Annotated in this window: 26 protein-coding genes; 17 read left to right on the top strand and 9 right to left on the bottom strand. The window is 57.6% G+C overall.

Annotation, left to right across the window (positions count from 1 at the left end):
* Window positions 1-22 precede the first annotated feature (22 nt).
* On the top strand, window positions 23-520 hold the full coding sequence (locus EGH23_RS21360) for a halocyanin domain-containing protein (protein WP_220582018.1): 498 nt from the start codon (window positions 23-25) through the stop codon (window positions 518-520).
* A 358-nt stretch (window positions 521-878) separates the two neighbouring features.
* On the opposite strand, the gene EGH23_RS21355 is transcribed toward EGH23_RS21360, so the two are convergent.
* From EGH23_RS21355 to EGH23_RS21345, 3 genes are all read right to left on the bottom strand, one after another.
* Window positions 879-1,643, bottom strand: a complete 765-nt coding sequence (locus EGH23_RS21355; protein WP_220582017.1) for an IclR family transcriptional regulator — start codon at window positions 1,641-1,643, stop codon at window positions 879-881.
* Window positions 1,644-1,798: 155 nt separating this feature from the next.
* Entirely contained in the window at window positions 1,799-2,536 is a 738-nt protein-coding gene (locus tag EGH23_RS21350) for a succinate dehydrogenase/fumarate reductase iron-sulfur subunit (protein WP_220582016.1), read from the bottom strand.
* A 25-nt stretch (window positions 2,537-2,561) separates the two neighbouring features.
* Window positions 2,562-4,319 (bottom strand): FAD-binding protein, encoded by a 1,758-nt coding sequence (locus tag EGH23_RS21345; RefSeq protein WP_220582015.1) that lies wholly within the window; start codon window positions 4,317-4,319, stop codon window positions 2,562-2,564.
* Between the two features lie 117 nt (window positions 4,320-4,436).
* On the opposite strand from EGH23_RS21345, the gene argH reads away from it, so the two are divergent.
* Complete coding sequence (argH, locus tag EGH23_RS21340; RefSeq protein WP_220582014.1) at window positions 4,437-5,939, top strand: argininosuccinate lyase; 1,503 nt, start codon at window positions 4,437-4,439, stop codon at window positions 5,937-5,939.
* A 44-nt stretch (window positions 5,940-5,983) separates the two neighbouring features.
* On the opposite strand, the gene EGH23_RS21335 is transcribed toward argH, so the two are convergent.
* Together EGH23_RS21335 and EGH23_RS21330 are read right to left on the bottom strand one after the other, a co-directional pair.
* Window positions 5,984-6,241, bottom strand: a complete 258-nt coding sequence (locus EGH23_RS21335; protein WP_220582013.1) for a hypothetical protein — start codon at window positions 6,239-6,241, stop codon at window positions 5,984-5,986.
* A gap of 63 nt (window positions 6,242-6,304) precedes the next feature.
* Window positions 6,305-7,072, bottom strand: coding sequence for a sulfite exporter TauE/SafE family protein (locus EGH23_RS21330; protein WP_220582012.1), 768 nt, complete (start codon window positions 7,070-7,072; stop codon window positions 6,305-6,307).
* Window positions 7,073-7,297: 225 nt separating this feature from the next.
* On the opposite strand from EGH23_RS21330, the gene EGH23_RS21325 reads away from it, so the two are divergent.
* From EGH23_RS21325 to EGH23_RS21315, 3 genes are read left to right on the top strand one after another with little or no spacing between them, the layout of a single operon-like run.
* Window positions 7,298-7,621, top strand: a complete 324-nt coding sequence (locus tag EGH23_RS21325) for a UxaA family hydrolase (protein ID WP_220582011.1) — start codon at window positions 7,298-7,300, stop codon at window positions 7,619-7,621.
* A 5-nt stretch (window positions 7,622-7,626) separates the two neighbouring features.
* Window positions 7,627-8,799, top strand: a complete 1,173-nt coding sequence (locus tag EGH23_RS21320; RefSeq protein WP_220582010.1) for a UxaA family hydrolase — start codon at window positions 7,627-7,629, stop codon at window positions 8,797-8,799.
* Window position 8,800: 1 nt separating this feature from the next.
* On the top strand, window positions 8,801-9,799 hold the full coding sequence (locus tag EGH23_RS21315) for an Ldh family oxidoreductase (protein WP_220582009.1): 999 nt from the start codon (window positions 8,801-8,803) through the stop codon (window positions 9,797-9,799).
* An 8-nt stretch (window positions 9,800-9,807) separates the two neighbouring features.
* Here EGH23_RS21315 and EGH23_RS21310 read toward each other — a convergent pair whose 3' ends face one another.
* Window positions 9,808-10,251 (bottom strand): universal stress protein, encoded by a 444-nt coding sequence (locus tag EGH23_RS21310; RefSeq protein ID WP_220582008.1) that lies wholly within the window; start codon window positions 10,249-10,251, stop codon window positions 9,808-9,810.
* Window positions 10,252-10,473: 222 nt separating this feature from the next.
* Between EGH23_RS21310 and EGH23_RS21305 the strand changes: the two genes are divergently transcribed.
* Window positions 10,474-11,544, top strand: a complete 1,071-nt coding sequence (locus tag EGH23_RS21305; protein WP_220582007.1) for a TAXI family TRAP transporter solute-binding subunit — start codon at window positions 10,474-10,476, stop codon at window positions 11,542-11,544.
* Window positions 11,545-11,708: 164 nt separating this feature from the next.
* Here EGH23_RS21305 and EGH23_RS21300 read toward each other — a convergent pair whose 3' ends face one another.
* Entirely contained in the window at window positions 11,709-12,029 is a 321-nt protein-coding gene (locus EGH23_RS21300) for a hypothetical protein (RefSeq protein WP_220582006.1), read from the bottom strand.
* Window positions 12,030-12,222: 193 nt separating this feature from the next.
* Here EGH23_RS21300 and EGH23_RS21295 point away from each other — a divergent pair, with 193 nt between their 5' ends.
* The 6 genes from EGH23_RS21295 (at window position 12,223) to EGH23_RS21275 (ending at window position 17,792) form a co-directional block, all read left to right on the top strand.
* Window positions 12,223-12,585, top strand: coding sequence for a succinate dehydrogenase/fumarate reductase transmembrane subunit (locus EGH23_RS21295; RefSeq protein ID WP_220582005.1), 363 nt, complete (start codon window positions 12,223-12,225; stop codon window positions 12,583-12,585).
* A complete protein-coding gene (locus tag EGH23_RS21290; RefSeq protein ID WP_220582004.1) occupies window positions 12,582-12,902 on the top strand; it encodes a hypothetical protein in 321 nt (106 codons plus the stop codon). Before EGH23_RS21295 ends, EGH23_RS21290 begins: the two co-directional genes overlap by 4 nt.
* Window positions 12,903-12,918: 16 nt before the next feature.
* On the top strand, window positions 12,919-14,862 hold the full coding sequence (locus EGH23_RS21285) for a TRAP transporter permease (protein WP_220582003.1): 1,944 nt from the start codon (window positions 12,919-12,921) through the stop codon (window positions 14,860-14,862).
* Between the two features lie 148 nt (window positions 14,863-15,010).
* On the top strand, window positions 15,011-15,145 hold the full coding sequence (locus tag EGH23_RS26935) for a hypothetical protein (protein WP_268899496.1): 135 nt from the start codon (window positions 15,011-15,013) through the stop codon (window positions 15,143-15,145).
* A 1-nt stretch (window position 15,146) separates the two neighbouring features.
* A complete protein-coding gene (locus tag EGH23_RS21280) occupies window positions 15,147-16,145 on the top strand; it encodes a YeiH family protein (RefSeq protein WP_220582002.1) in 999 nt (332 codons plus the stop codon).
* A 288-nt stretch (window positions 16,146-16,433) separates the two neighbouring features.
* Window positions 16,434-17,792 (top strand): class-II fumarase/aspartase family protein, encoded by a 1,359-nt coding sequence (locus EGH23_RS21275; RefSeq protein ID WP_220582001.1) that lies wholly within the window; start codon window positions 16,434-16,436, stop codon window positions 17,790-17,792.
* A gap of 703 nt (window positions 17,793-18,495) precedes the next feature.
* Here EGH23_RS21275 and EGH23_RS21265 read toward each other — a convergent pair.
* On the bottom strand, window positions 18,496-19,206 hold the full coding sequence (locus EGH23_RS21265) for an IS5/IS1182 family transposase (protein WP_220581999.1): 711 nt from the start codon (window positions 19,204-19,206) through the stop codon (window positions 18,496-18,498).
* A gap of 191 nt (window positions 19,207-19,397) precedes the next feature.
* Here EGH23_RS21265 and EGH23_RS21260 point away from each other — a divergent pair, with 191 nt between their 5' ends.
* The 3 genes from EGH23_RS21260 to EGH23_RS21250 all read left to right on the top strand — a co-directional run bounded on the left by EGH23_RS21260 (window position 19,398) and on the right by EGH23_RS21250 (window position 22,218).
* Window positions 19,398-21,359: an archaea-specific SMC-related protein gene (locus EGH23_RS21260; protein WP_220581998.1), complete on the top strand. Its 1,962-nt coding sequence runs from the start codon at window positions 19,398-19,400 to the stop codon at window positions 21,357-21,359.
* A 54-nt stretch (window positions 21,360-21,413) separates the two neighbouring features.
* Complete coding sequence (locus tag EGH23_RS21255) at window positions 21,414-21,578, top strand: DUF1931 domain-containing protein (RefSeq protein WP_220581997.1); 165 nt, start codon at window positions 21,414-21,416, stop codon at window positions 21,576-21,578.
* Window positions 21,579-21,657: 79 nt separating this feature from the next.
* Window positions 21,658-22,218 carry a TATA-box-binding protein gene (locus EGH23_RS21250; protein ID WP_220581996.1) on the top strand — a complete coding sequence of 187 codons (561 nt, stop codon included), beginning with the start codon at window positions 21,658-21,660 and terminating at the stop codon, window positions 22,216-22,218.
* Between the two features lie 24 nt (window positions 22,219-22,242).
* On the opposite strand, the gene EGH23_RS21245 is transcribed toward EGH23_RS21250, so the two are convergent.
* Window positions 22,243-22,674, bottom strand: a complete 432-nt coding sequence (locus tag EGH23_RS21245) for a hypothetical protein (protein ID WP_220581995.1) — start codon at window positions 22,672-22,674, stop codon at window positions 22,243-22,245.
* A 301-nt stretch (window positions 22,675-22,975) separates the two neighbouring features.
* Between EGH23_RS21245 and EGH23_RS21240 the strand changes: the two genes are divergently transcribed.
* Window positions 22,976-23,362 (top strand): hypothetical protein, encoded by a 387-nt coding sequence (locus EGH23_RS21240; protein WP_220581994.1) that lies wholly within the window; start codon window positions 22,976-22,978, stop codon window positions 23,360-23,362.
* Window positions 23,363-23,368: 6 nt separating this feature from the next.
* Complete coding sequence (locus EGH23_RS21235; protein WP_220581993.1) at window positions 23,369-24,403, top strand: TraC-like domain-containing protein; 1,035 nt, start codon at window positions 23,369-23,371, stop codon at window positions 24,401-24,403.
* The last annotated feature ends 128 nt before the right edge of the window (window positions 24,404-24,531 follow it).

Below are 24,531 nucleotides of genomic sequence, written 5' to 3'. Positions count from 1 at the left end.
TCTGAATAGGAAGGTCAGCCACATGACGAGCCAGCTGAACAGACGTAGCTTCGCCCGTCGCATCGCCGCCGTATCGAGTGCCGGACTCCTCGCCGGCTGTGGTGGGTCCGGAGATGAATCCAGCAGCGGCGAGTCCGGCGGGTCGGCACAAACGACACCGGCCAGAAGCGAGGTCTCGGAGTACCTCGGCAACTCAGCGAACTTCGACGGGAACCTCACGGTGAAGTCGTCCTCGGACGCCGTCTCGGTCAAGGTCGGTGCGGAAGGCAACGGCGGGGCGTACGCCTACGCTCCGGTCGCGATTGAGATTTCGTCCGGGACGACCGTCTCCTGGGAGTGGACCGGCAAAGGGAGTACGCATAACGTCGTCTCGCAGGGCGATGGCCCGCTCGACTCTGGGTCGCCGGTTGCCGAGGCGAGCACCACCTATGAACACACCTTCGAAGACAGCGGGACGTACCTCTACTACTGTACGCCGCACAAATCAATGGGGATGAAAGGCGCAGTCGTCGTCAAGTGACAACGAAATCGCACGGCGTTCAATCTCAGTGAACATCAGTCAGACAATACCGAAAGGCCAACTGTATTCTTTTAATATTTGTGTATAATTTTCTGATGTGACAGATGACTGCCGATAACATACGTACATCAGTTATATCTGGCGTGTGTTTCCCGGACGGGATCGGCGTCGGTCACGCCTCCCCGTTCGGTACAGCCTCACCCGAGCGGCGTGTAACCGATATGCGTTCACTTCCATCTAACGGCGCTCGAATAGAATTGGATCGACGGCTGGTACAGTCTCGTGGTGTATAATGCACGTACATATATTATTTAACTCGAATGCGAGTACAAGTAGAATCGGAAGTAGAGACGTGTATTCAGCTGTATCTGATGTTTATCTCCAGTTCGTTCACCGCGCCGAGCAGGAGCTTCGGCAACTCCGATTCCAGCTTCTCCCCCGTGAGCCGGTTCGCCGGCCCCGAGATGACTAGCGCACCGTAGACGCCGTGCTCGTCCTTCTTTATCGGCGTGCTGACCGCGTGAAGGCCCAGAACGGACTCTTCACGGTTGAAGGCGTAACCGCGTTCACGGATGCGTTCAATCTCAGCGAACAGCGTCTCCTCGTCCGTGATGGTGTGTTCCGTCGCCGCCGGAAGGCCGTGTTTGGTCACGATTTCGCGGATTCGCTCGTCGGTCAGACACGACAGCATCGCTTTCCCGCCCGCGATCTGGTGGAGGTGGGCGCGCTCACCGATGCGGACGGGCGGTTCGATGTGGTGTTCGCCTCTGGCCTCGCAGACGTAGTACGCCATCCCGTTCTCCTCGACCTGCGCCCAGACGCGTTCGCCGGTTTCCTCGGCAAGTTGCTCGGCCTTCGCACACATCGCTTCGTACTCGTACTGGTTCCTGACAGGGATACCATGTCGGAGGAATTCGAGACCGAGGCGATACCGGCCATCATTGTTGACGACGAACCCTCGGCCTTCGAGCGTCGCCAGATGCGCGTGCACGGCTCCCTTTGAGAGGTCCGTCGCCTGGGCCAGCTCGGTGACGCCGGCCGTCGAGCGCTCGTGGAGCGCCTCGATCAGGTCAAGTAAGCGTTCGTCCGAGAGAATCGTTTTCGTCTCGTTTCCGTGTGCCATACCTCTCCATACCCTCCCCCGGGATAAATATCTTGTTCACTGTCATCAAACAACGTGACCACCGGCCACACGAGGCTCTGACGGCGCTACGGTCGGTTCTCTCCGTGGAATTCGATCGTTAGCGGGGGAAAAGACCAGGAACAGAACGACGTGCCTCAGTCGCTGCTCGGGAACAGCGCGTCCTTCACGCCGTGTTTGATCGCCTCCCGTTTGAGGTACTGTATCCCCTCGGAGATGGGGATGTCCTTCGGGCAGACGTTCGAGCAGTTCCCCTGAGTGTGACAGCCCCAGACCCCGTCTTGCTCCTGAAGCCGTTCGAGTCGCTCCTCGGTCTTGTCGTCCCGGGAGTCCTCGATCAGCGTCAGCGCCTTGTTGATGGCTGCCGGGCCGAGATACGTCTCCCCGGCGACGCTACAGCCGGAGAAACAGGCTCCACAGCCGATGCAATCCGTCCGCGGCGCGATGCGCTGTCGCTCCGTTGAGTCAGGATCGATTACCGCTGTGTCCGTCGTTTCGTCGAGCGATTCGGACTCGAACGAGGGGTCGATCTCGACGAACTTCTCGAAGAAGTCGTCCATGTCGACGGTGAGATCCTTGATGACCGGTAGATTGTACAGCGGGCGGACGCGGATGTCATCGGGGTTGTCGAGGTCGGAGACCGCGGTCTGACACGCGAGGCGCGCCTCCCCGTTGATCTCCATACCACAGCTCCCACAAACGCCCTGCCGACAGGAGAACCGAAAGGAGAGGTTCTCCTTTTGCTCCTCCTGAATGTGAAACAGCGTGTCCAGCACTGAGGTCGCCTCCGATACTGGCACCTCGTAGTTTTCGAACGTCGGTTCGTCGTCTATCTCGGGGTCGTACCGGTGAACGGTTACGTTGCTCGTAGTCATCGTCGAGTCCTGTGATAAATCGCGTTCAGTCGTCTCCCTGTACTGCGTCGGTGTTCGGAATGGTCGGCTCGACCTCTAACTCGGAGGGGTGAATCCGCGTAAAGCGTACATCTTCGCGCGATGTTTCCATGCCGTCGTCGCCCTGTTGGACGTAGACGTTCGCCAGCCAGTTCTCGTCGTCGGGTTCGGGGAAGTCGTTGCGGTAGTGCGCACCGCGGCTCTCCTCGCGGAAGAGCGCGCTGCGGGCGACCATCTCGGCGGCGATAATGAGATTCCGAACGTCCATAACCTCGTTCCACGTCAGGTTGTATCGCTTGCTCCCCGGGACCGAGACCCGCTCCAGCCGTTCCTTGTACGATTCGATGAGATCGAGGCCCTCCTCGAGCTCCGACTCCTCGCGGACGACACCGACGTACTCCCACATCGTCATCTCGAGGTCCTCTCTGAGTTCGTAGATATCTTCGCCGTCCTCCCGCTCTAGGGGCGCGGTGACCCGATCGATGATGTCGGTCACCTGCGAGTGCGAGATGTCACCTATTTCGTGGTCGTGGAACTCCTCGGCCATCGCCTCGCCGGCGCACTTCCCGAGGACGGTTGAGTCGACGACACCGTTTCCGCCCAAGCGGTTCGCTCCGTGTGCACCGCCAGCGTCCTCGCCAGCGACGAACAGCCGCGGGATGTCGCTGTGACACTGTTCGTCGATGACGGCACCGCCCATGTGATAATGAGAGGTTGGCGAGACTTCCACTTGGGTCTGTGAGAGGTCCTGCCCGACGTTTCGCGTCCGCTCGGTCATGCCGGGGAACTTCTCTTCGACGATGTCCGCACCGAGATGCGTCGCGTCGAGCCAAATGCCGCCGTTCTCGGTCCCACGGCCCGCCATGATCTCCTTATAGCTCGCAATGGAGACCACGTCGCGACAGGACCGCTCCATCGTCTCTGGCGCGTACTCGCGCAGGAAGCGCTCGTCCTCGCCGTTGTAGAGGTGTGCGCCCTCGCCACGGATGCCCTCCTCGATGACGCCGCCCGTGAGCTTCGTGTCCCCGGCGAGGAGCCCGGTCGGGTGGAACTGCATCATCTCCATGTCCTGAAATCGGGCACCACGCCGGTAGGCCATCGCCTGCCCGTCGGCCGACTTCTCTAAAGCGGGCGTCGAGATGTTGTACATCGTCGCGCCGGCACCGGTCGCCAAGAGAGTCATCCGCGATGCCATCGCAGTGAACTCGCCTTTCCGCATGTCCAATAACAGCGACCCAGCTGCGCCGGTTCCGGATTCGTCGGTCAAAATGTCGATCGCCCGCGTCTCCTCGAGGAACTTGACGTCGCGGGTGAGCAACTCGTCGCGCAGCTTGGTCATTATCTCGATGCCGGTGAGGTCGCCCTTGTGGACCGTTCTGTCGAAGGACTGTCCGGCGAAGGGTTTCTGGTGGATGTGGCCGTCCTCGTCCCGGTCGAAGAACACGCCAAGTTCGTTCTCCAGCTTGTGGATTATCTTCGGCGCGCCCTCGACGAGTTCGCGGGCGATTTCCTGGTCGTTCAGGAACTTCCCGCCCTTGATGGTGTCCTCGTAGTGGCGGTCGATGGAGTCCTCGGGGTGTAACACGGCGTTGTACCCGCCCTGTACCATGCGCGTACAGCCGCTCTTGCCGGCCAGTTTCTTCACCACGACCGTGATGTCGGTGTCCTGGGGCGTGTTATCGTCCGCGTACAGCGCCGCGAACATACCAGCGCCCCCGGCACCGACGATCAGGATATCTGTCTCTCGCTCCTCGTACGCTGCCATGGCCGGAGTTACGTTCGTGCCCACTTTAGTCTATTGGGTAGTGTGAACAGGGAGGACGAAATCCCACTCGACGTGGGACCCATATTTATATACCAATACCCCGAACTCCGGATGTGTATGACAGGAGATGACAGTATCTCGCGGGAGCGATTAGAGGCGTCACCCGGAGAGATATACACGGAAACCATCGAAGAGCCGGTCTACGAGTTCAAACGCGAGCACTACTTCGATCACCTGGTTGAGACAAACAAAGCGTGGGTCCTGATGCTCGTTGAGACAGACCTCGTCCCCGAATCGGAGGGCGCGACGCTCCTTGAAGCGCTCGAAGACCTCCAAGCGGAAGGTCCCGAGGCTCTCGGGGAGTACAATCCGGACTACGAGTACTTCTACTCGCACATGGAGCAGGTGTTGATAGAGGAGACGACCGAGGAGATCGCGGGCAACATCAACATCGGCCGGACTCGGCCGGAGCCGCTCGCCCGTATGGAGACGCGCGAGCGTCTCATCACCGTCCTTGACCAACTGAACGACCTCCGTGACACGTTGCTCGACATCGCCCAGCGCGAGGTCGAGACCGTCATGCCTCAGTGGACGCACTACCAGCACGCGCAGATATCCACTGTGGGCCACTACGTGCTCGCCATCACGAGCGCGCTCGAACGGGACTTTGATCGACTGTACGATTCCTACGACACCGTCAACGAGTGTACGCTCGGCTGTGGTGCTCTCGCAGGAGCGTCCTATCCGCTGGACCGCGAATTAGTCGCCGAACTGCTGGGCTTCGACGGGTTCAAGAACAACACCATTGACTGTGTGGCCGGCGGCGACCACCACATGGAACCGGCTTCGGCGATGGCAAACATGATGACGACGCTCAGCCGTTTCTGCCAGGACGTCTACACATGGCACACGCGCGAGTTCGGCTTCGCCGAAATCGGCGACGAGTACGCCGGGTCCAGCAGCATGATGCCACAGAAGAAAAACCCCTACCCCTTCGAGTACGTCCGCGCCCGGTCGGGCCACGTCACCGCGAAGGCTACCTCGGTCCAGGAGACGCTCCACAACACGAACTACCAAGATATCAAGGACGTCGAAGAGGACGCGGTCTACCCCCTCTTCGAGGCGTTCGACGAAACGAGTCGGTCACTCCGGCTCCTGAACGGGACCATCGAGTCGACCACCTTTGACGCGGAGGCGATGATGCGGGAGGCCGAAGACGGGTTCGCTTCCTGTACGGAACTGGCCTCGCGGATTCACCGGAACACGGACCTCTCCTATCGGACGGCCCACCGCATCGTCGGCGACATGGTGCTCCGGGCAATCAACAGTGACATGACTGCCTCTGACGTCGGGAGCGACCTCGTCAACGAGTCCGCCGAGGAGGTCATCGGCAAGCGGTTGGACATCGACGACGAGTTCGTCCAAGCGGCGCTCGATCCGGAGGCGTTCGTCGAAGTCCACGATGGACCGGGCGGCCCCGCACCCAAGGAAGTGCGTCGACGGATTCAGGACCAGCGCGCGACCGTCGACGAACACCGCGTCCGGGTCAACGATCTCCGCGAGAGCCTCGACTCGGCAGAAGAGATGCGCACGCAGCGTCTCGAAGAACTCACGCAGTAGCGATATCGCCCCGACCGCTCACCACCGCTTTTCGCGGTTCGTTCTCAGTCGCGGAAGTGTCGGACGTAGACGAGAATGACGAACGTGATCGCGAAGACGCCGAGTCCGACTCGAAGTTCCGCGAGGACGTTCGGGATTACCTCTCCCCCCTCTAGCATGGTAATCACGAACGTCGTCAGCCCGCCGAGCATCGCCGCTTCGAGTAACGATAGCCACGCGTGAATCAGACTGTTCGGAAACGGTGAGTCCGACCAGTCACCGCCCGACAGTTCGGCTTCTTCCTCTATCGAATCCGTTGACATGCGTGGTAGCACGTGATACGGGGACAAATAGCTTGCCCACAGCGACGAGAGGTCGCGACGGCGCTACAGGGACAATCCGTTCATCAGCAACCGAACGCCGATGATCGCGAGGAAGACCTTGATCGTCTGTTCGAAGCGACGGTCGGGAATGTAATCCCGGAACCGAACGCCGAGGACGACACCGATCCAGATGGGGATCGTCAGAAGAACTCCGATAATGAGTCCTCGAACCCCGAGTAATCTGTCGCTTGCGAGGATTCCGATACGGAGGAGGTGTGCAACGAGAAAGAGCGAGGAGACACCGGCGACGAACTCCGTGTTCTCCTCTGCGACCTGAATGTAGGTGTGGACCACGAGGGGCGGTCCCGGGACGCCAATGACACCGCCGAGCAACCCCGCAAATAGACCGCTGCCGACGCTCAATCCGGTCTTCTCGGCGTAGGCGACGAGCCTGTCCTGGCTTATCGCGAGGAACATCGCGATATAGGCCGCCAGCAGGAGATACAGCACCTGCGAGGAGATAATGCTCAGGAGGATGACGCCCAGAACGAGACCGACGAACAGCGCGCCGATAAACGGGACCTGCTGCCTGAGAAAGCGGGACGGGACGCCTTCTTCTTTCAGGACGATCACGTTCGACAGCAAGAACGGGACCGAGAGGATGATCGTCACTTCCTTCGCGGGGAAGACCTGGATGAGTCCGGCGACGACGACCAGTCCGACGGCGAACCCGACGGTTCCCTTCACGAAGCCGCCGAGGAGGAGGACGGCGAGTCCGTACGCGATAGTCTGCGGTGAGAAATTGCTCACTCCGGCCAGTGGGGCAGCCATATTGGCCGGACTACAAGAGAGGTGAGTAAAAAGATTCCGTACGAATTCTGACAGACGCGGCGACGCTGGCACGTCAGGGTCAAAGCGCGCCCGGCGACACGCCCAGAGCGAACGGTCCGTGATTCTCCCGCCGCGAACGAGCCTGAGAGTAGTCGTCGACTGACCCCTCGAACTGACCGCTACCCAAAATTATTTAATCGAATCTCGTAGACGTATGAACGAGCCATGGTAGAAAGGCACGTAGCAGTCGTAGAGCCGAGCGACAACGTCGCGACGGTACTGCGAGACATGCAAGGCGGAGAATCGATCGAACTGAACGTCGGTGGCGAGACGAAGACCATCGAGATAGCGGAAGATATCGGCTTCGGGCACAAGTTCGCTATCCAGCCGATTCCGAGCGGCGAGACGATTACGAAGTACGGGAAAAGCATCGGTAACGCGACCGAAGATATCGAACCCGGCGACCGAGTTCACGTCCATAACGTCGAGTCGAACTACGGCCGCGGCGACCTCGCTGGCGACGACCAGGCGAAGGTAGTGAGTGAGTGATTCCAATGAGCGACAACCAATTCCTCGGATACGAACGCGACGACGGCAGTGTCGGCATTCGCAACCACACGGTCATCGTCTCGACCGCCCCCTACGCCAACGACACAGTCAAACGCGCGGCCGACATCGTCGAGGACGCGATTCCGATCACGCACCCGCTCGGACGCTGTCAGACCAAACCAGACGTCTTCCAGACCTATCGAACGCTGCTGGGTTACGCGACTCATCCGAATACGTACGGCGCGGTCGTGGTCGCCCACGCGGGCGAGATCGTCGACGGTGACGAGCTCGCCGAAGACATCGCCGAGACCGGCCGCCCCAGCGACTCGGTTAACATCCACCGCGAAAAGGGCGTCATGAACGCCCTGAAACGGACGGTCAACTCCGCCCAAGAGATGGCCCAAGACGCCAGTGCCCAGAAGCGCGTGCCTTCGGATATGTCGAACCTCACCTTCGGCATCAACTGCGCGACTTCAGACACCACGAGCGGCCTCTGCCAGCACAAGGCGACGGCAAACGCCGTCTGGCGACTCATCGACGACTACGGCGGCCGCGGCTGTTTCGCCGAGACGCCCGAGTTCTTCGGTGGCGAAAACGAACTCGCAGAGCGCGCGGTCAATGACGAGGTCAAAGAAGAGATCCTCGAACGCGTCGAACACTGGGACGATCGTCTGCAGGCGACCGGCTACGACGTCCGCGGTGCCCAACCCACGCCAGACAACATGGACGGCGGACTCACCACCATCGAGGAGAAATCGCTCGGTGCCTTGGTCAAGTCCGGCGACGGGCCCATTCAGGATATCATCGACTACGGGGCGAAGATTCCCCGCGACTCGGGGATGTACATCATGGATACCCCCGGACACGGCGCGGAATCTGTCACCGGTATTGGCGCGGGCGGCGCGCACTTCATGGTCATCTCGACGGGACAGGGTCACACTCTCTCGAATGCGGTGATGCCAACCATCAAAATCACCGGGAATCCGGGCAGCGCCGAGCGCGTGCCCGAGGAGACCGACGTTGATGTCAGCGAAGCCTTAGTCGGCGACGAGTCCTTCGACTGGGCGACCGACCAGCTCTGGGACGAAGTCGTCGACGTCGTCAACGGGAAAGTCACCCTGAGCGAGGCGCTGGGCGAGAGCCAGTTCGCCATCCACCGCATCGGCCCGTCCACGTAAGATGGAACTCGACCGGTCACGTGCGGTTTCGATCGCTGCCGAGGCCTTCCGCGCACACGGTATCAGCGAGGCCGACGCCGAGCAGACCGCCGAAGTGCTGGTGAGCGCGGACGCTCGTGGGAAGCACTCTCACGGCCTGTTACGCCTGCCGCGGTTCGTCCGCGGCATCGAGTCCGGCAACGTCGACCCCGAAGGCGACATCGAAGTTGTCTCCGAACGCGGCGGCGCGGCGACGCTCAGTGGCGGGTCCCGTCTGGGCCCGGTCGTGGCGTCGGCGGCGACGGGCGAGGCGATGGACCGCGCCGACGAGTTCGGCGTCGGCGCCGTCGGCGTCCACGACTCGAATCACCTCGGGATGCTGGGGTACTACACCGATCAACTCCAGCGCGAGGGGTACGTCGGCATCGCGATGACGAACACGGAACCGGCGATGCCGCCCTACGGCGGTGCAGAGCCGGTGTTGGGGACGAATCCCATCGCCATCGGCCTGCCGACAGACCCCGTGTTTAACCTCGACATGTCCACCTCAGCTATCGCCCGCGGCACCGTCCTCGAAAAGCGCGAGGCGGGCCAATCGATTCCCGAGGGCGTTGCGCTGGACGCCGAGGGCGAACCGACGACGGACCCAGCGGCCGCGCTGGAGGGAACCATCCTTCCCTTTGGCGGGTCGAAGGGCTCTGGACTGGCCATCGCCGTCGAGGTGCTGGCTGGCGGCCTGGTCGGGGCAGCGATGGGCGAGGACGTGACCGGCACGTACCACACAGAAGACCCCTGTACGAAGGGCGACCTCTTCCTCGCGCTCGACCCCGAAGCGCTGGGTCCACAGGGCGCTGCCGATCGGATATCGGCGTTTCTGCAGGAATTGAAGCGGACGGCGACGAACGCGACGGTCGAAGAAATCCGCCTCCCCGGCGAACGCTCCGTCGACCGTGACCGTACGCGAGAGCGTATCGATGTCCCCGCTAACCTCTGGGAGCAAGTCAAAGAGTTACGCGAGTAGGCCGCCTCCTATTTCGACTTCCCGCAGACGGTCACTGGAACGTCCGTCCCGAAAATGACTGATTGCGTGACGCTTCCGAAGATCGCCTTGCCCGCAGGCGACGTGTTCTTCCCGCCGATGTGGATGTTGTCGACGTCTCTGGCCCTCGCGATCCGAGTAATCTCCGAGGACGGCTCCCCGCTCGCGAGCTCCAGTTCGACGGTCGCTGCCGACGCTTCGAGTGCTTCCGCCGTCTCTTGAACGCTGACGGGAATCTGGTGCTCGAACTCCTCGTCGTCGTACCCGCTCGCTAGCTGGTGGATCGAGACACGCTGTGAGATTTGGGCGTTTCTGAACACGTGAACGAGCGTGATTTCACACCGATCGACGGCGTCGATTAGCTGCTCGATATCATTTACGAGGTGGTTCGCGGTCTCTCGGTCGTCGTCTACGGCGAGTAGTATGCTGTACATCGTTTGCTGTTGTGACAAGAATAGCTATTAAAGCATAGGGTAATTCTGGGCTCCAGACGACCACGCGCCATATATTCGTCCTGTATCGACTCGAATAATCTCTCGCGAGGGTCGTTCCAACCGATAATATTATTATTATTGTTTGTGTGTGTCACGGTGTGTCGTGTCATGACAGGAAGAAAGCAATCGGTAGACAGGGTATCGCGCCGTCGAGTACTGAAGTTGACCGGAGCGGCAGGCATCGCAGGGTTGGCGGGTTGTACGGAAGATAGCACTGGTGATGGCGGTGACGGTGGCGGCGGAACGAGCGGCGGCGACGGCGGGACGGGGAACGGGACCCAATCGGGCGACGGCGGCGGCAGTAGCGGCGGTCAGATCCTGCTGGAGACGGCGGGCGGGTCCCCCGGTGGGACCGGCTACGCCATCATGAACGCGATGTTGTCGGGTGCCTCCGCCGAGTATCCGAAACTGACCTACAACATCCTCCCCGGTGGCTGGGTCGGGAACAACACACGGCTCCAGAACCAGGAGATCGACCTCGGGCATACGACGCTCGCCGCGGGCACGCTCGCGAAGAACGTCGACGGTCCCTACTCCGATCAGGACTGGGAGCAACCGCCGAGCAATCTCCGGAGCGTCCTCGCAGACCAGAGCGAGCTGTTCTTCTTCGTGGTTGCACAGGCCGACTTCCCGTACGACACGCTGACGGCGGCCGCAGAAGACGACTATGCTATCAACGTGACGAACCAGCCGAAGGGAACCTTCGGCGGCTACCTGTGGGACACCGTTCTGGAGAATCTGAACTACTCCCAGAGCAAGATACAAGAACTCGGTGGGTCCTACCGCCGGGTCGGCTGGAACGACGCCGCACAGCTGTTCTCCGACGGGCAGGTCGACGCTATCCTCGCCGTCGGTGGTCGAGATCTTGGCTGGCTCAACAACATCGCGTCGGGTTCGGAGGTGAAGTACCTCAACTGGAAAGAGGAGTTCCGAACGCAGATCAAAGAGCAATACGGTGTCCTGAAAGCCGACCTCGAGGGCGTCTTCCCCCAGCAACAGGGAACGCTAAAGTGCATGCAGGATAGCGGCCTGATCAACACACACAAGGGCGTCTCCGAGGAGGCCGTCTACACGGTGACGAAAGGCGTCATGGCGAAAGCGGACCAGATTCAGCAGTCGACCGGACTGCTCAGTCCATTCGAGGTCGGGAGCGATATGATCAATCCGTGTCCGTTCGAGATTCATCCCGGTGCTGTGAAAGCCTACAAGGAAGAGGGTGTCGGCGACTTCTGAAAACGGACGTTCTCTCGCTATTCGATTATTTTCGCGCTGAGACACTGGTTGCGACGACTGGCAGAGAACACCATCAAATTCGAACACGACCGCCGGCTGAACGGGCGAAACCGGAAAATCTGGTCGGATCGATTCTACCGTTTCGAAGAGAAAATTGAGTCGGCTTAGCTGTAGTCCGTTCCGCCGCGCTCGACGGACTGCTCGTCGAAGCGGTCCTGGCGTTTCAACTCGCGCCGATAGAGCAACAACCCGACCGCAGAGATCGACAGCAGCGGCCAGAGGTACGTCTGCATCTGGATACTCGTGACCGTGTTAGCGACGACGTAGGTGAAGAGGACGCCGAGAAAAAGCAGTCCGAATCCGACCCAGCTCATCGTCGAGATATTTTTGTAACCGATTTCACGGAGCGTGAGAGCGATGGGGAGCAGGCTGAAGATGACGACGAACAGTATCTTCATCGGGACGAGCTCGATGATGTTGACCATGCACATGGATGGCCGTTACGCCACCATAAATCTACTGCTGGATGTGAGCACGCGTCATACTCTGTCTCGTTTTGTTCCGTGATGGGGCGCGTCAGCGACGCTACTCTCACAACTGGAACAGCAGACTACAGGTGTAATGACAGGTTCCTTAGCAAAACCTATATTATACTAACGTTGGATGTGGAAGTATACCATGGGAAAAGAGAGCACGAAGGTGTACCGCCGAGAAGTCTCTAATATCGGATCGTGGCGGGAGTTCTCCGTCCCGCACATCGCGTTCGCGTTTCATCGAGTAACGGGCTGGCTGTTGCTTGGCTGGGTCGGCTATCACCTCGTCGCCCCAATGCTCACCGGTGCCTCGACAAGTGTTCAGCCCCCATCGGGTAAACTGTTCACCGTCACGGTGTTGAGCGTCCTCTTCTTCCACGGCATCAACGGACTCCGACTGCTCGTCGTCGAATCCTCCAGTTGGGGCGTCGACTACACCGAGCAACTGTTCAAAGGAACCGTCGTTGCCACCGGTCTCACAGCCGTACTGACGTGGGTGGTCATATGAGTGGTGCAACGGCTACTCGGTCGCCCGCGACGGTAGGGTACGCACCCTGGATACTCCACCGCGCGACTGCGGTCTTACTTGTGCTTCTCTTAGCGGTCCACATCGCCGTGCAGGTCTTCGGCTTCACAGCGCTCTACGGGCTGGGGATCTATCAACCGCTGCTCGACCTGACGCTCGTCGCCGTGTTCATGCACGGGTTTCTTGGGCTCAGGGCGACACTGCTCGAGACCACGTGGAACCGGGGGACGAAACGGCTCGTAATCTGGGCGCTCGGCGTCGCCTTCGCGGCGATCGTCCTCGTCCGAATCATTGGCTAACCGAACGGAGCTATCCATGACAACGACCACGCAATCGACGACCGACGACGCACTATCCGGCAAACTACGCATGAGCGGCCAGTTCGCTATCTCGCTATTGGCGATCGTTACGTCGCTGTTTCACCTCTATACGGGCGCATTCGGTATCTTCGGCTCGCTTGTCCAGCGTTCGGCACACGTTTATCTCCTGGCTGCGCTCACCTTCGCGATCGTCCCGTTCATGGGACGACACGAGATCAAGTATCGGCTCATTGATCTCGTCCTGATAGCGCTTTCCCTGAGCGGGATGGCCTACGTCATCATGAACTACAACCGGATGCTGAACAAAACGGCGTACGTGACGGCCCCGGCCCAACTTGACTTCGTCTACACCGTCATCTCCATCGTCCTCGTCATCGAGGCTACGCGACGGATCGTCGGCCGACTGCTCGCGGCTATCGTGACGATGATTCTGGTCGGCGGGTTCTTTTCGAATATGCTCCCCGCGCCGTTCACCAGCCCAGCCGTCCCGACGTCGAACTGGGTCGACGGCCTGTTCGTCACGACTAACGGCCTCTGGGGCATCCCGACGCGCGTCTCTGCGACGTTCATCTTCCTGTTCGTGGTCATGGCCGCGTTCCTGGAAGTCACCGGAGCGGGTCGATTCCTCCTCGACTTCGCGAAGGCGTTGGTCGGTCGACGGCAGGGCGGCGCGGCGAAGATTGCCGTCGTCGCCAGCACGCTCTTCGGCAGTCTCTCAGGGAGCGCGGCGGCGAACGTTTACGGGACCGGTATCTTCACCATCCCGACAATGAAGAAGTTCGGCTACAAGAACTCCTTTGCCGGGGCGACCGAAGTCGCCGCCTCCTGTGGAGGCCAGATCATGCCACCGATCATGGGAGCCGGGGCGTTCATCATGGCGCAGTTCCTCGGTATTGACTACATCGTCATCGCCCTCGCGGCGGTGATACCGGCGGCATTGTACTACCTCTCGGTCTACTTCTCCGTCCACGCAGAGACAATAAATCAGGGGATTCAGCCGATCCCCGAAGAGGAGATTCAGACGCCGACGGAGGTGCTGAAATCACAGCCCGGCTACGCCGCCTCCTTCTTCGTCACCATCCTTGTTCTCTTCTACATGCTCTTTCAGGGATACACCATCTACCGCGCTGTCTTCTTCAGCGTCATCGTCCTGATGTTCGTCGCCGCGCTACAACCCCAGTCTCGGGTCGGCGTTGACGAACTGGCGATTGCGCTAGATAAGGGTGCTCGCAACGCGACCCAGATCGCGATGGCGACGGCGTGCGCATCGATCGTTCTCGGCACGCTGAACACCTCCGGACTCGGCGTCATCTTCGGACAGTGGGTCGTCGCGCTGGCCGGCGGTGTCGTCATCCTGCTATTGGTGCTGGTCGCCGCCTTCTCCATCGTCCTCGGATTCGGGATGCCCACGACCGCGGCTTACATCCTCGCAGCCGCGCTGCTCGGCCCAGCGCTCGTCGCTGTGAACATGGGCGGCCTGAAAGCGCAGTTCTTCATTTTCACCTTCGCGGTGTACTCGACGATCACTCCGCCCGTCGCGCTCGCCGCCTTCGCCGCGGGACAGGTCGCGGACGCCGACCCAATCACGGTCGCGCTTAAGGCGATGAAGATGGTCCTGCCGACGTTCATTATACCCATCCGGTACGTCTACCGCCCGGCCATCCTGCTGCAGATGCCGGTGACCGACATCGTCATCGACACGCTGGCGCTCGGCCTGGCTGTCATCCTCATCCAGATTGGCCTGTGGGGCTGGCCAGTCGAGAACAAAGTCGCGCGCGGGTTCGCTATCCTCAGTTCGGTCCTGTTGATGGTCCCGCCGCAGATTATGCCAATGGGTCTGCCCATGCTCATCCTCGTCGGCCTCCTCTGTGCCGGGCTGATGGTGCTGACCGAAGCCTACGACCGAGACAGAGCACTCCCCCGACTCAACCTGAACTAGTCGGTATCGACTTGGATCGGTTTTTCGGTCACTGTCGAGCGACCTCCGCTCTCGCATGGCCGCTTCGAGATGACGCTATCACATCGAGCGAGCGACTCTGTGCAGTAAATTAAAGTATTGCCGTCTCATTTGTGCGAGTAACGGTATCATGAAAGTCCAGCAGAATCTCCCCACCGCAAGTAGCGTTAGCACTGTTCATCGCTGGTGGCACGAGTTAGAACGAGGCTGGCAAGCAACCATCCTCGGTCTTGCCCTCTGTCTCGCCGCGCTCATGCTGGTGTGAGATGGGTGACGAACCTCGGTCGACGCGGACGCTCCTCCCAGGACTCTTCTTATTGGTGAGTCTCGGCGTCGCCGCGAAACTCTCCGCGTCGTTTCTCGGGTGGGGGACACCGCTCATCTTCGCCGTGCTGTTCGGCGCGCTCCTCAGTAACAGCTACGGACTCCCGGGGTCGCTGGAACCGGGCGTCAACGCGTACAAGCTCCTCTTAGAAGTTGGCATCGTCCTATTGGGGGCCAGCATCTCACTGACCGACGTCATCGATGCCGGGCCGCGGATCCTCGGCTTGACCGTCGCCGTCGTCGCGTTCGGAATTCTCTTAGTCGAGTTCCTCGCTCGCTACGTTTTCGGCCTCACTGGACGAACCCCAGCACTGTTGGCGACCGGATCGAGTATCTGCGGCGTCTCCGCGGTCCTCGCCGTCGCAGGGACGATTGACGCATCGGAGAACGACATCGCGTACGCCACTGCGACGATTCTCGTCTTCGACGCGCTCACGCTGGTCGCGTTCCCCATAGCGGGGAGCGTCTTGGATATGTCCTCAGTGTCGTTCGGGATCTGGTCCGGACTCAGCATGTTCAGCACCGGTCCGGTCGCCGCCGCCGGCTTCGCCTACAGTCAGACCGCCGGTGAGTGGGCGACGCTGACGAAGCTCACGCGGAACTCGCTTATCGGACTAGTCGTCCTTGCGTACTCGTTTTCTTATTCGCTCAACAGCGACGAACGGGCGTCCCCGCGGATGTTCTGGGAACAGTTCCCGAAGTTTCTCGTCGGTTTCTTCCTTGTCGCCGTCATCGCCAATCTGCCCGGTATCTCGACGGGGTTTGTAGACACTGTCGGGACGGTCTCGGACTGGCTGTTCGTCTTCGCCTTCGTCGGACTGGGCTGTGGGATCCAGGCCAAGAACCTCCGACAAACCGGTGTCCGGCCGTTTTTGACAGTGCTGTTCTATCTTCTTATTATCAGTACCGTGAGTCTCTTCGCTATACGAGTGATATTTTGACGGCTTAATAATGAACCCCGGAATCAAGAGAGGTCTCTGGTTTATTCTATTTCTACCTCCCCCTCCTACTCAAACACCTTTTGTTCGCCAATTCGACTTCTCACAGCGATATCCTATTGCAAACCATCGGATATACCATCTATATGCTTAATATAGTGTCTGTATATATGTAAAATAAGAGAGTAATGTTAGGAGCAAGAAATAGAGATTTAGTGAACGACTAGAGAAATCTTCTCTCTTAAGTAATTTAGCGAAGAGAATAAGACGAGAGCGGTTGTCAAAGTAAATGTGAACCCCCTACTTGGTGGTGTCCTCTTTAGGGATACGTTCAGTACGAGTGAGATGCGGAATATTTTCCACGAAGAGGCTTTCATCACGAAATTCCTAGAAGTAGAGGCTGCACTAGCGAGAGCGGAAGCGAAAAACGGGATAGTTCCAGCTGATTGCGCTGAGGCGATTACCGAGAAATCATCACTCAAACATCTTGATCTTGAACAGGTTGCAGCTAATGTTGCGGAAATCGGTTTGTTTTCCATGAGTATAATTGAAGCGTGGAAAGAGGACCTTGGAGCTGCAGGCGAGTACATTCATTGGGGCGCCTCGACACAAGATATCTCTGATACTATCATAGTTCTACAACTGAAGGAAGCTTACGAGTGCATCATACACGATGTCCTCTCGATTCGTGATCAGTTGGTTGAGTTGGCAGAAACCTACCGTGACGTACCGATGGTTGGTCGAACCCAATTTATGAACGGTCCACCAATTACGTTTGGTCACAAGGTGGCGACGTGGGTGGATGAAATAGAGCGGCATATTTGTCGACTGGACAACCTCGCCGAACGGCTATTTGTCGTTCATCTTTCTGGTGCGAGCGGTACGCTTTCTGCAATTGAAGATAACGGGTTTCAGATAGTGGACTCGTTTGCCGACGAGTTAGGGTTGAACGCGCCACGAACCAGCTGGACAGCTACCCGAGACCGATTTGCAGAACTGCTGAACATGTTCGCGATGATCGCTGGCCTACTAAGCCGAATGTCGCGAGAGATACTCTTTCTCAACCGGCCAGAAATCAATGAGCTTGACGAAACGATTCCCGGAAATACGTTAGGAAGCAGTACAAACCCGCATAAACAAAATCCCGTGTTCTCGCAGTTGAATGTGGGGCTGGCACGACTTGTGCGATCACACGCAGATACAATGAACGAACTAATGGAACCGATGGGCGATCGCGATCGCTCAGCGTGGTACGCTGAGTTTGCTATCATTCCGACATCCTGCTGCTATCTCGGTCGGATGCTCAAAAATACGAAAGAGAATCTCAGCGGACTTGAGATTCACCAAGATACAATGGAGCAGAACCTTCAAGAAGTGGGTTCACTGGTGATGTCCGAAGCGATCATGATTGCGCTGGCAGAACACGTTGGCCGCCAGACTGCACATAGTGTGGTTCACGACAATGCGATGCAAGCGATTGAGACAGAACGAGATTTCCAAAACTGTCTACTAGCGGACGACCGTGTCACTGAACATCTTTCTGAGAACCGAATCGAATCGCTCACGGACCCTACGGCGTATACTGGTCTCTCAGAGGCACTCGTCGACTCAGTCCTTGAGTCCCTCAACTCTCGACCATCGAACTCGTGAATCGTCTCGAGACTCGCCTCCAGACACTTGGCTTACTTTAGCGGAGAAATAGATCGCCTTAGACGTCGCTTGCCAGTAACTGATATTCTCTTCAGGTTACCACTATTCGTGACTCGGAGTTCTACTACCTACTAATTCAACCACCCACAGCTTCTGGAGTCCGCTCTGTCTTACGGTGAGCCCGGTCCCAGTATGTGTTGTAGAGATCGAGAGTCCAGTCAACGACTGTCTGGTTGGTGCTGATAAGCATCGCAATATGGTCCGCAGCACCGGTTTGATTGTAGGCTCTAATGGCGACTTTCCGATCATCGTACAGTCCAATGCCGAGCGTTAAATTGCTCTTCAAGCCATCCAATATCGAAGTCCGCAAACTTTGCATCGTCGAGAAAGTGCTGGAGTCCCTCTTCATGGAGTTCCTGATAGACAGACTGGTCAACGATTGCTTCTCCTGGAAGTCCCCTTTCGAGCAACTCATTGTAGGCATTGAATAGAGTGCCGTGTTGAATAGATACTGAGTCACGGTTACAGAGGCTCACAGGAAGGTTCTATGTTTGTGATGGCGAACATGAGAACAATTTCACGGAACTGTGGTTTTGTTGAAATCCTCTCGCTGTCTTGCGGTTTGCTGAGAGGCCAGTTTCGTAGCGGATCCGTCCCAGCCGGTTGGAAGAGTCGCTCTGCTCAATGTCAACTTTGAAGGATTTCAACAGAGCCGGAACTGTCGATACCAGCCGAGCGCTTGCACGGCATCGCCGAGCGAGCGCTTCGTTGTCGAATACGACGGTCCCGATCCACGCTGTAAGATGACTGATTCAACACCGAGTGCGTAGAACTTGTATTTCGTGATCCAGTTGTGGAACGGTTTGTCAGCAGCGACGGACAGCAGGTCGTCCGCGTTCCGGCGGACGACCTGCGGCCCGGTCTTGGTACCGTGTTTCCATCGGGCCGAGATATGCACGTCAAGGACCGCAAGAGAATCTCTATCAGTTAGCGTCGTTACTTTCAGCGTCTGAACGTTACTTCCCGACCGCTGACGGTAGTACGACGAGGCTGAACGGCGGTCGAAGAACGTGCTGTCGAGTGCAGCGTGGCCAGACTTCGGGTGTTGATGCGCTGAAACGCGCAGCAACGCCCGCCAGACCCACATTCTCAGCCGGTCGATCGATTTGTAGAGAGTGGTGAAGTCAGGAAGATCGTCCGGATATAGGCCAAGTGCGTCACAAATCTCGGTCATATACTTCAGCCGATTCGGTGTTTCACGGTAGCTGTGGCCGTCTTCGAACCGGAAACAGTGTAGCACGACATGCTTCCAGCGGGCGAACCCGCCGCTGGCGGGCTCGCCCGCGTACTTTCCCAACGCTTGTTTGGCTAGGTCGCGACACGTCTCAACGAAGTCAAGGAGATCGATTTCCATAGTCAGAGTTGAACTCCTCGACTTCATCCTTCTAACCCGTGATACCAGCCGATTAGATTGCTATTCAACACGGCCCTTTGAACAGGTTTGCATATCGTAGGGGCACTTCTTCCTCCGTCCTGTTTACTTAATCAGTCAGCTAGACAGTGTGAGATACGGGATTTTAATAGCTGGAGCAACTTTTTGACTGTATGGCAACCTCCGAATCCGTCTCTGAAACTGCGGAGTTCGAGGTCGAAAACATCGGTGGCATCGATAGTACGCAGGTTTCGATTCCACCTGGCGTAACTGTCTTGACCGGTAAGAATGCGACTAACCGAACGTCGTTCCTCCAGTCGATCATGGCTGCTATGGGCAGCAATCAAGCAACACTCAAAGGTGACGCCGAAGAAGGGCGCGTCCAGTTGGATCTTCAAAGCGAGACCTACGAACGGACGCTTACCCGAGCAGGTGACTCAGTCGCGTTCGATGGCAAAGGCTACCTCGACGATCCCGAGGTAGCCGACCTCTTTGCATTCCTGCTGGAGACTAACGAAGCGCGCCAGTCTGTCGCTCGTGGCGACGACCTTCGTGAAATCATCATGCGTCCCGTCGATATCGAAGATATCAAAAACAGGATTCGCGAATTAGAAGAGCAAAAGGACAATATCAACGATGAATTAGCCACTATCGAAGACAGAAAGACGGATATCCCCGAACTTGAGCAACGCCGACAGCAGATAAAGGATCAGATACAAGACAAAGAAGATGAGCTTGAAGCTAAAGAAGCTGAGATAGACGAAAGTAATCAAGATGTCGAATCGAGCCGGGAGGAACAGGAGGAGTTAGAAGCGAAACTCGACGAACTTCGCTCGACGCGTTCGGAGCTCGAATCGACGCGTCGCCAAATCGAAGCACAAAACGAGAGTATCAGCTCGCTCAAACAGGAGCGGAGTGACCTCGAAGATGAACTCGAGGACCTGCCCGAGACACTGATGGGCGATCACCAGCACCTCGAAACCGAAATCGAACAGCTCCGCGAGAAACGCCAGACGCTGAATTCCCAGATTTCCGACCTGCAGAGTCTCATCCAGTACAATGAAGAACGACTGGAGGATGAGGACTACGAGGTCCTCGAAACACTCGACGACACTGACCAGTCCGAATCGAATGGCTCGCCGACTGACGAACTGCTCGGTAATGGCGATGAGTCGGTCACCTGCTGGACGTGTGGCTCGACGGTCGAACGTGACCAGATCGAAGACACTGTCGAGCGTCTTCAAGAACGCCGGCAAGACCTGGTGCAGGAACTCAACGACGTCAAGTCCGACCTGGAGGACCTCAAATCGACCCAGCGCGAGGCCAAACAGCAACAAACTCAGCGTGAGCAAATCGAGCGCAAGCTCGCAGACATCGACGACGAGCTCGAGAGCCGCGAAACACAGCTCGACTCGCTCAAATCACAGCGTGAAGAGCTAACCGATGACGTCGAATCGCTCGAATCTGACGTCGATGACCTCGAATCCGATGACTTCGAGGAGGTGCTCTCGCTCCACAAGGAAGCCAACCAACTCGAATTCGAAATCGACAGTCTCGAATCTGATCTCGAAGACGTCTCCGAGGAAATCGAAGACATCGAAGACATGCTGGACCGAGCCGATAATCTCCGAGACGAACGCGACGAGTTGCTTGAACAGTTGACCGACGAACGGACGAAGATCGATCAGATCGAAGCCGACGCTGTTGAGGAGTTCAACGAGCATATGGATGCAATGCTCGAGATTCTGGACTACGAGAACCTCGACCGCATCTGGATCGAACGCGTCGAACAGACCGTGCGTGAGGGCCGACAGAAAGTCGACAAGACCGTGTTTGACCTCCACATCGTTCGGACCACGGAGAATGGCGCAGCCTACGAAGATACGGTTGAGCACCTCAGCGAGAGTGAGCGCGAGGTCACGGGGCTCATCTTCGCACTGGCTGGCTACCTCGTCCACGATCTCTACGAGACGGTCCCGTTCATGCTGCTGGATTCACTGGAAGCGATTGACTCGAACCGGATTGCCCAGCTGGTCGAGTACTTCGAAGATTATGCGGAGTATCTCGTGGTCGCCTTGCTCCCGGAAGACGCACAGGCCTTGGACGACAGTGTGAACCGAGTTACTGCGATTTGAGCGGCAATCACAGCTCAAACTCTTATATAGGAGACACGAATAGACCTCATCGGAATGTCTCTCATTGTCAAAGCCGCGGTGAAGGATGCACTATCGGAGCACAATGTCTCGGCGGATTTCTACGAGGCACTTGACGAGGAAGTCGCCGAACTACTCGAAGACGCTGCTCAGCGAGCTGAAGCCAACGACCGAAAGACGGTCCAGGCACGCGACCTCTAAGGCACACTCGGACCAATTTTTGTCTCGTTCGTGCTGAATCAGGCCCTGTTTTAAGAGGACTGTGGAGCACAGTCACACTATGAGTGTCTCAGCGGAGTCAATCAAAGTAGAGAATGTCGTCGCATCGAGCGATATCGGCCAGGAACTTGATCTCGAAACGCTGGCAATGGATCTCGAACCAACGGACTACGATCCAGAGAATTTCCCCGGCCTCGTCTATCGGATGCACGATCCCAAGGCTGCGGCGCTGATTTTCCGCTCGGGCAAAGTCGTGTGTACCGGGGCGAAAAGTGTAGACGACGTTGAAGTGGCTCTCGGACAAGTCTTTGATGAACTCCGTAATTTGGGCGTCGAGGTTGACGACTCACCAGCGATCCATGTTCAGAATATCGTCTCGAGTGCTGATCTAAAGGCGAATCTAAATCTGAATGCGATTGCGATCGGCTTGGGTCTCGAGCATATCGAATACGAGCCAGAGCAGTTCCCGGGGCTTGTCTATCGACTTGACGACCCAGATGTCGTGGCACTGCTGTTCGGCAGCGGGAAACTCGTCATCACGGGCGGCAAACAGTTGACCGATGCCGAAGAAGCACTCACGGTAATCAAAGATCAACTGAACGACCTTGGACTGCTGGAGTGAGGAATTGAAGAGTAGGGTCAGTGCTCACTCACGGCGAGCACGTCCCTTCCAGTCGAATTCCTGTTTCCGTTCGGCAGCATGTCGTAGGCCATCAGCCACCTGCTGGGTTACTGTTTCCCCGAAGTCAACAAGATCTGCTAGAAAGACATCCTGATAGTTCTCAAGGAGATCGTAGGACCACCGACCTGCGTGTGTATCATCAGCTGTGTTGTTGGTCACGACGCCGCGGGGGAGATATTCATCTCGAAGTTCGTCCGCCAACTCATCATATCCGCATTGACGGAGGTCATCTTCGGCGTCTGCTAGGTGATCCATTGCCCGACCAGTATCGTGATGAAAACTGACGAGGTGACCGTGTGCCCGGTGAAGGTGCGCGATTTCCAACTCGACCTGATGCAATGCCTCACGCTCTTGGTCGCTCAACTGGTCTGAATGGTCTTTGCTATCGGATACCATACAGGAGATACTAATAGTGGACAAATACGGGTTTCGTTGCCTATAAGGTTCTAGAACTCTGTTTAGGCCGTCCATCTATGCTTCCGGTGGTTCCCGCTTTGGACGAGATCCGTTATACCACACTGGTCGCTCCTCTGACGGGCATTGTGGACTGCCATGTTGAGACAGCTATCTCGGTAGAGTTGATGGGATGCTCAACAATTCATTTGCTAATTAATCATCTTAGAGATACATTATATCTTACAAATATAAGATATTAGAAACAACTATTAAGTTTCTATACTAGTAAAAAACGCAGTATATGGAGACTTTTCCAATTGCTGGCCGAATCATCAATACAAAGCTCATTTTCGGCCTCACTGCCCGCGAAGTTGGTGAAGTCCTCATCATCCCATTTCTTACACTCGGGATCGCTCAGAGCCTCGGATTCACCGGCACATTGTTTCTCATTGCTGGCGGGATTGGGCTTACGCTTGGGCTCCTAATCCTGCTCATTGCTCCCGCTGGGCAGCGCCCGATCCGTTATGCGCGGGCTGCTGCTGAGTACTATCTTTCTTCGAATGCCTACCACAACCGCCGCACCCGACCTGCCGATGAGGCTCCGGTCGTTCAGGATGTTGTCGGCGTCCGGCAGGAAGGCCTTGATATCGAGACTATCGAAACCGAACACGAAGCTGATTCCGGGTAACCACATATGCGTTCTGCTTCATCCAATGAGACTACAGAAGCACAATCCGATGATACAGAGACAGAAACTACCGACGCCATCGAAAACGATGGCTCACCAGTAACCGGTTCTGAATCCACGTCTGCGACGGAGTCACGAGCGCAGACGGCCACGATTAACGGTCAGCCAACAGGGGCGTCACCAACCGAGGAATCACGGGTTCCGCCTGACTCGGACCTCGAAGTGCTTCGCGCACTCGATGCCTTCCTTGATGACATCGACACAGACCTGCCGACCGCTCGCGAACGTGCCCGTGCTCGTGATCACTTCGATCTAGAAGACCGCCTCGGTGGCAAGACTACGACACAGTCCACACTCGGCTTCGATTATGTCCGTGATGACGGGATTGCTGTTGATGGCGACAGCTACATCGGTCTGTTGAAGGTCCACCCACAGAACTGGCTCTCACTTAGCGACGAGGCCAAGCGCGAGACAATGAGCGCGTACATGTCCTTTCTTATGTCGCTAGAATCCAGTGTCGCTGTTCCCTGCTATCCTAAAACGTTCGACCTGACCGGGCATCTCGAACGCTTCTACACGGCGGGGGCAAATACAGATCCCCAGAGTCAGTCACCGATTCTCCAGTATGGTCGCAAGTTCTACATCGAGTGGGCTAGCACGAATATCGAGGACGAGGACCTCAAACAACGCGATTTCTACATCGTTACTCGCGTCAAAGCGAACCAAGTTCACAAAGATCTCGAGACCGGCAGCGTGCTGAGCCAGTTCAGCACGCTTCCTATTATTGGGACGGTTTGTTCGCGACTCGCCGAGAAAGCCCCCATCGGTGAGTCACACGAAGCCGCCCAGACGGAACTGTGCATTCGTGAAGTCCAGCAGCGCCAGCGCCGCATCATGAACAACCTCGGACGAACAGACGTTTCTCTCGAACGTGTAACCGAGCGCCAGGAAACGATGGAGATTCTCTACCACTACTACAATCACGTCGACCCGCAGTTCGAGAAATTTGACCACGCGACCAAGACGGAGGGTGAACACTGATGGGCGACCGACTCGATCGGCTCCGCTCGAAACTTCCGATAGGGAGCAGTGAACCGAGTATCGAGGACATCGACGACGAAACGTTCGACCGGGCCGCAGAAATCCTCGAAGCGAACGGTGATGACCTC

Source organism: Haloarcula nitratireducens, from assembly GCF_019599505.1.
Note: the sequence above shows the minus strand (reverse complement) of the source record. Positions and strands in the feature narration are given on the sequence as shown.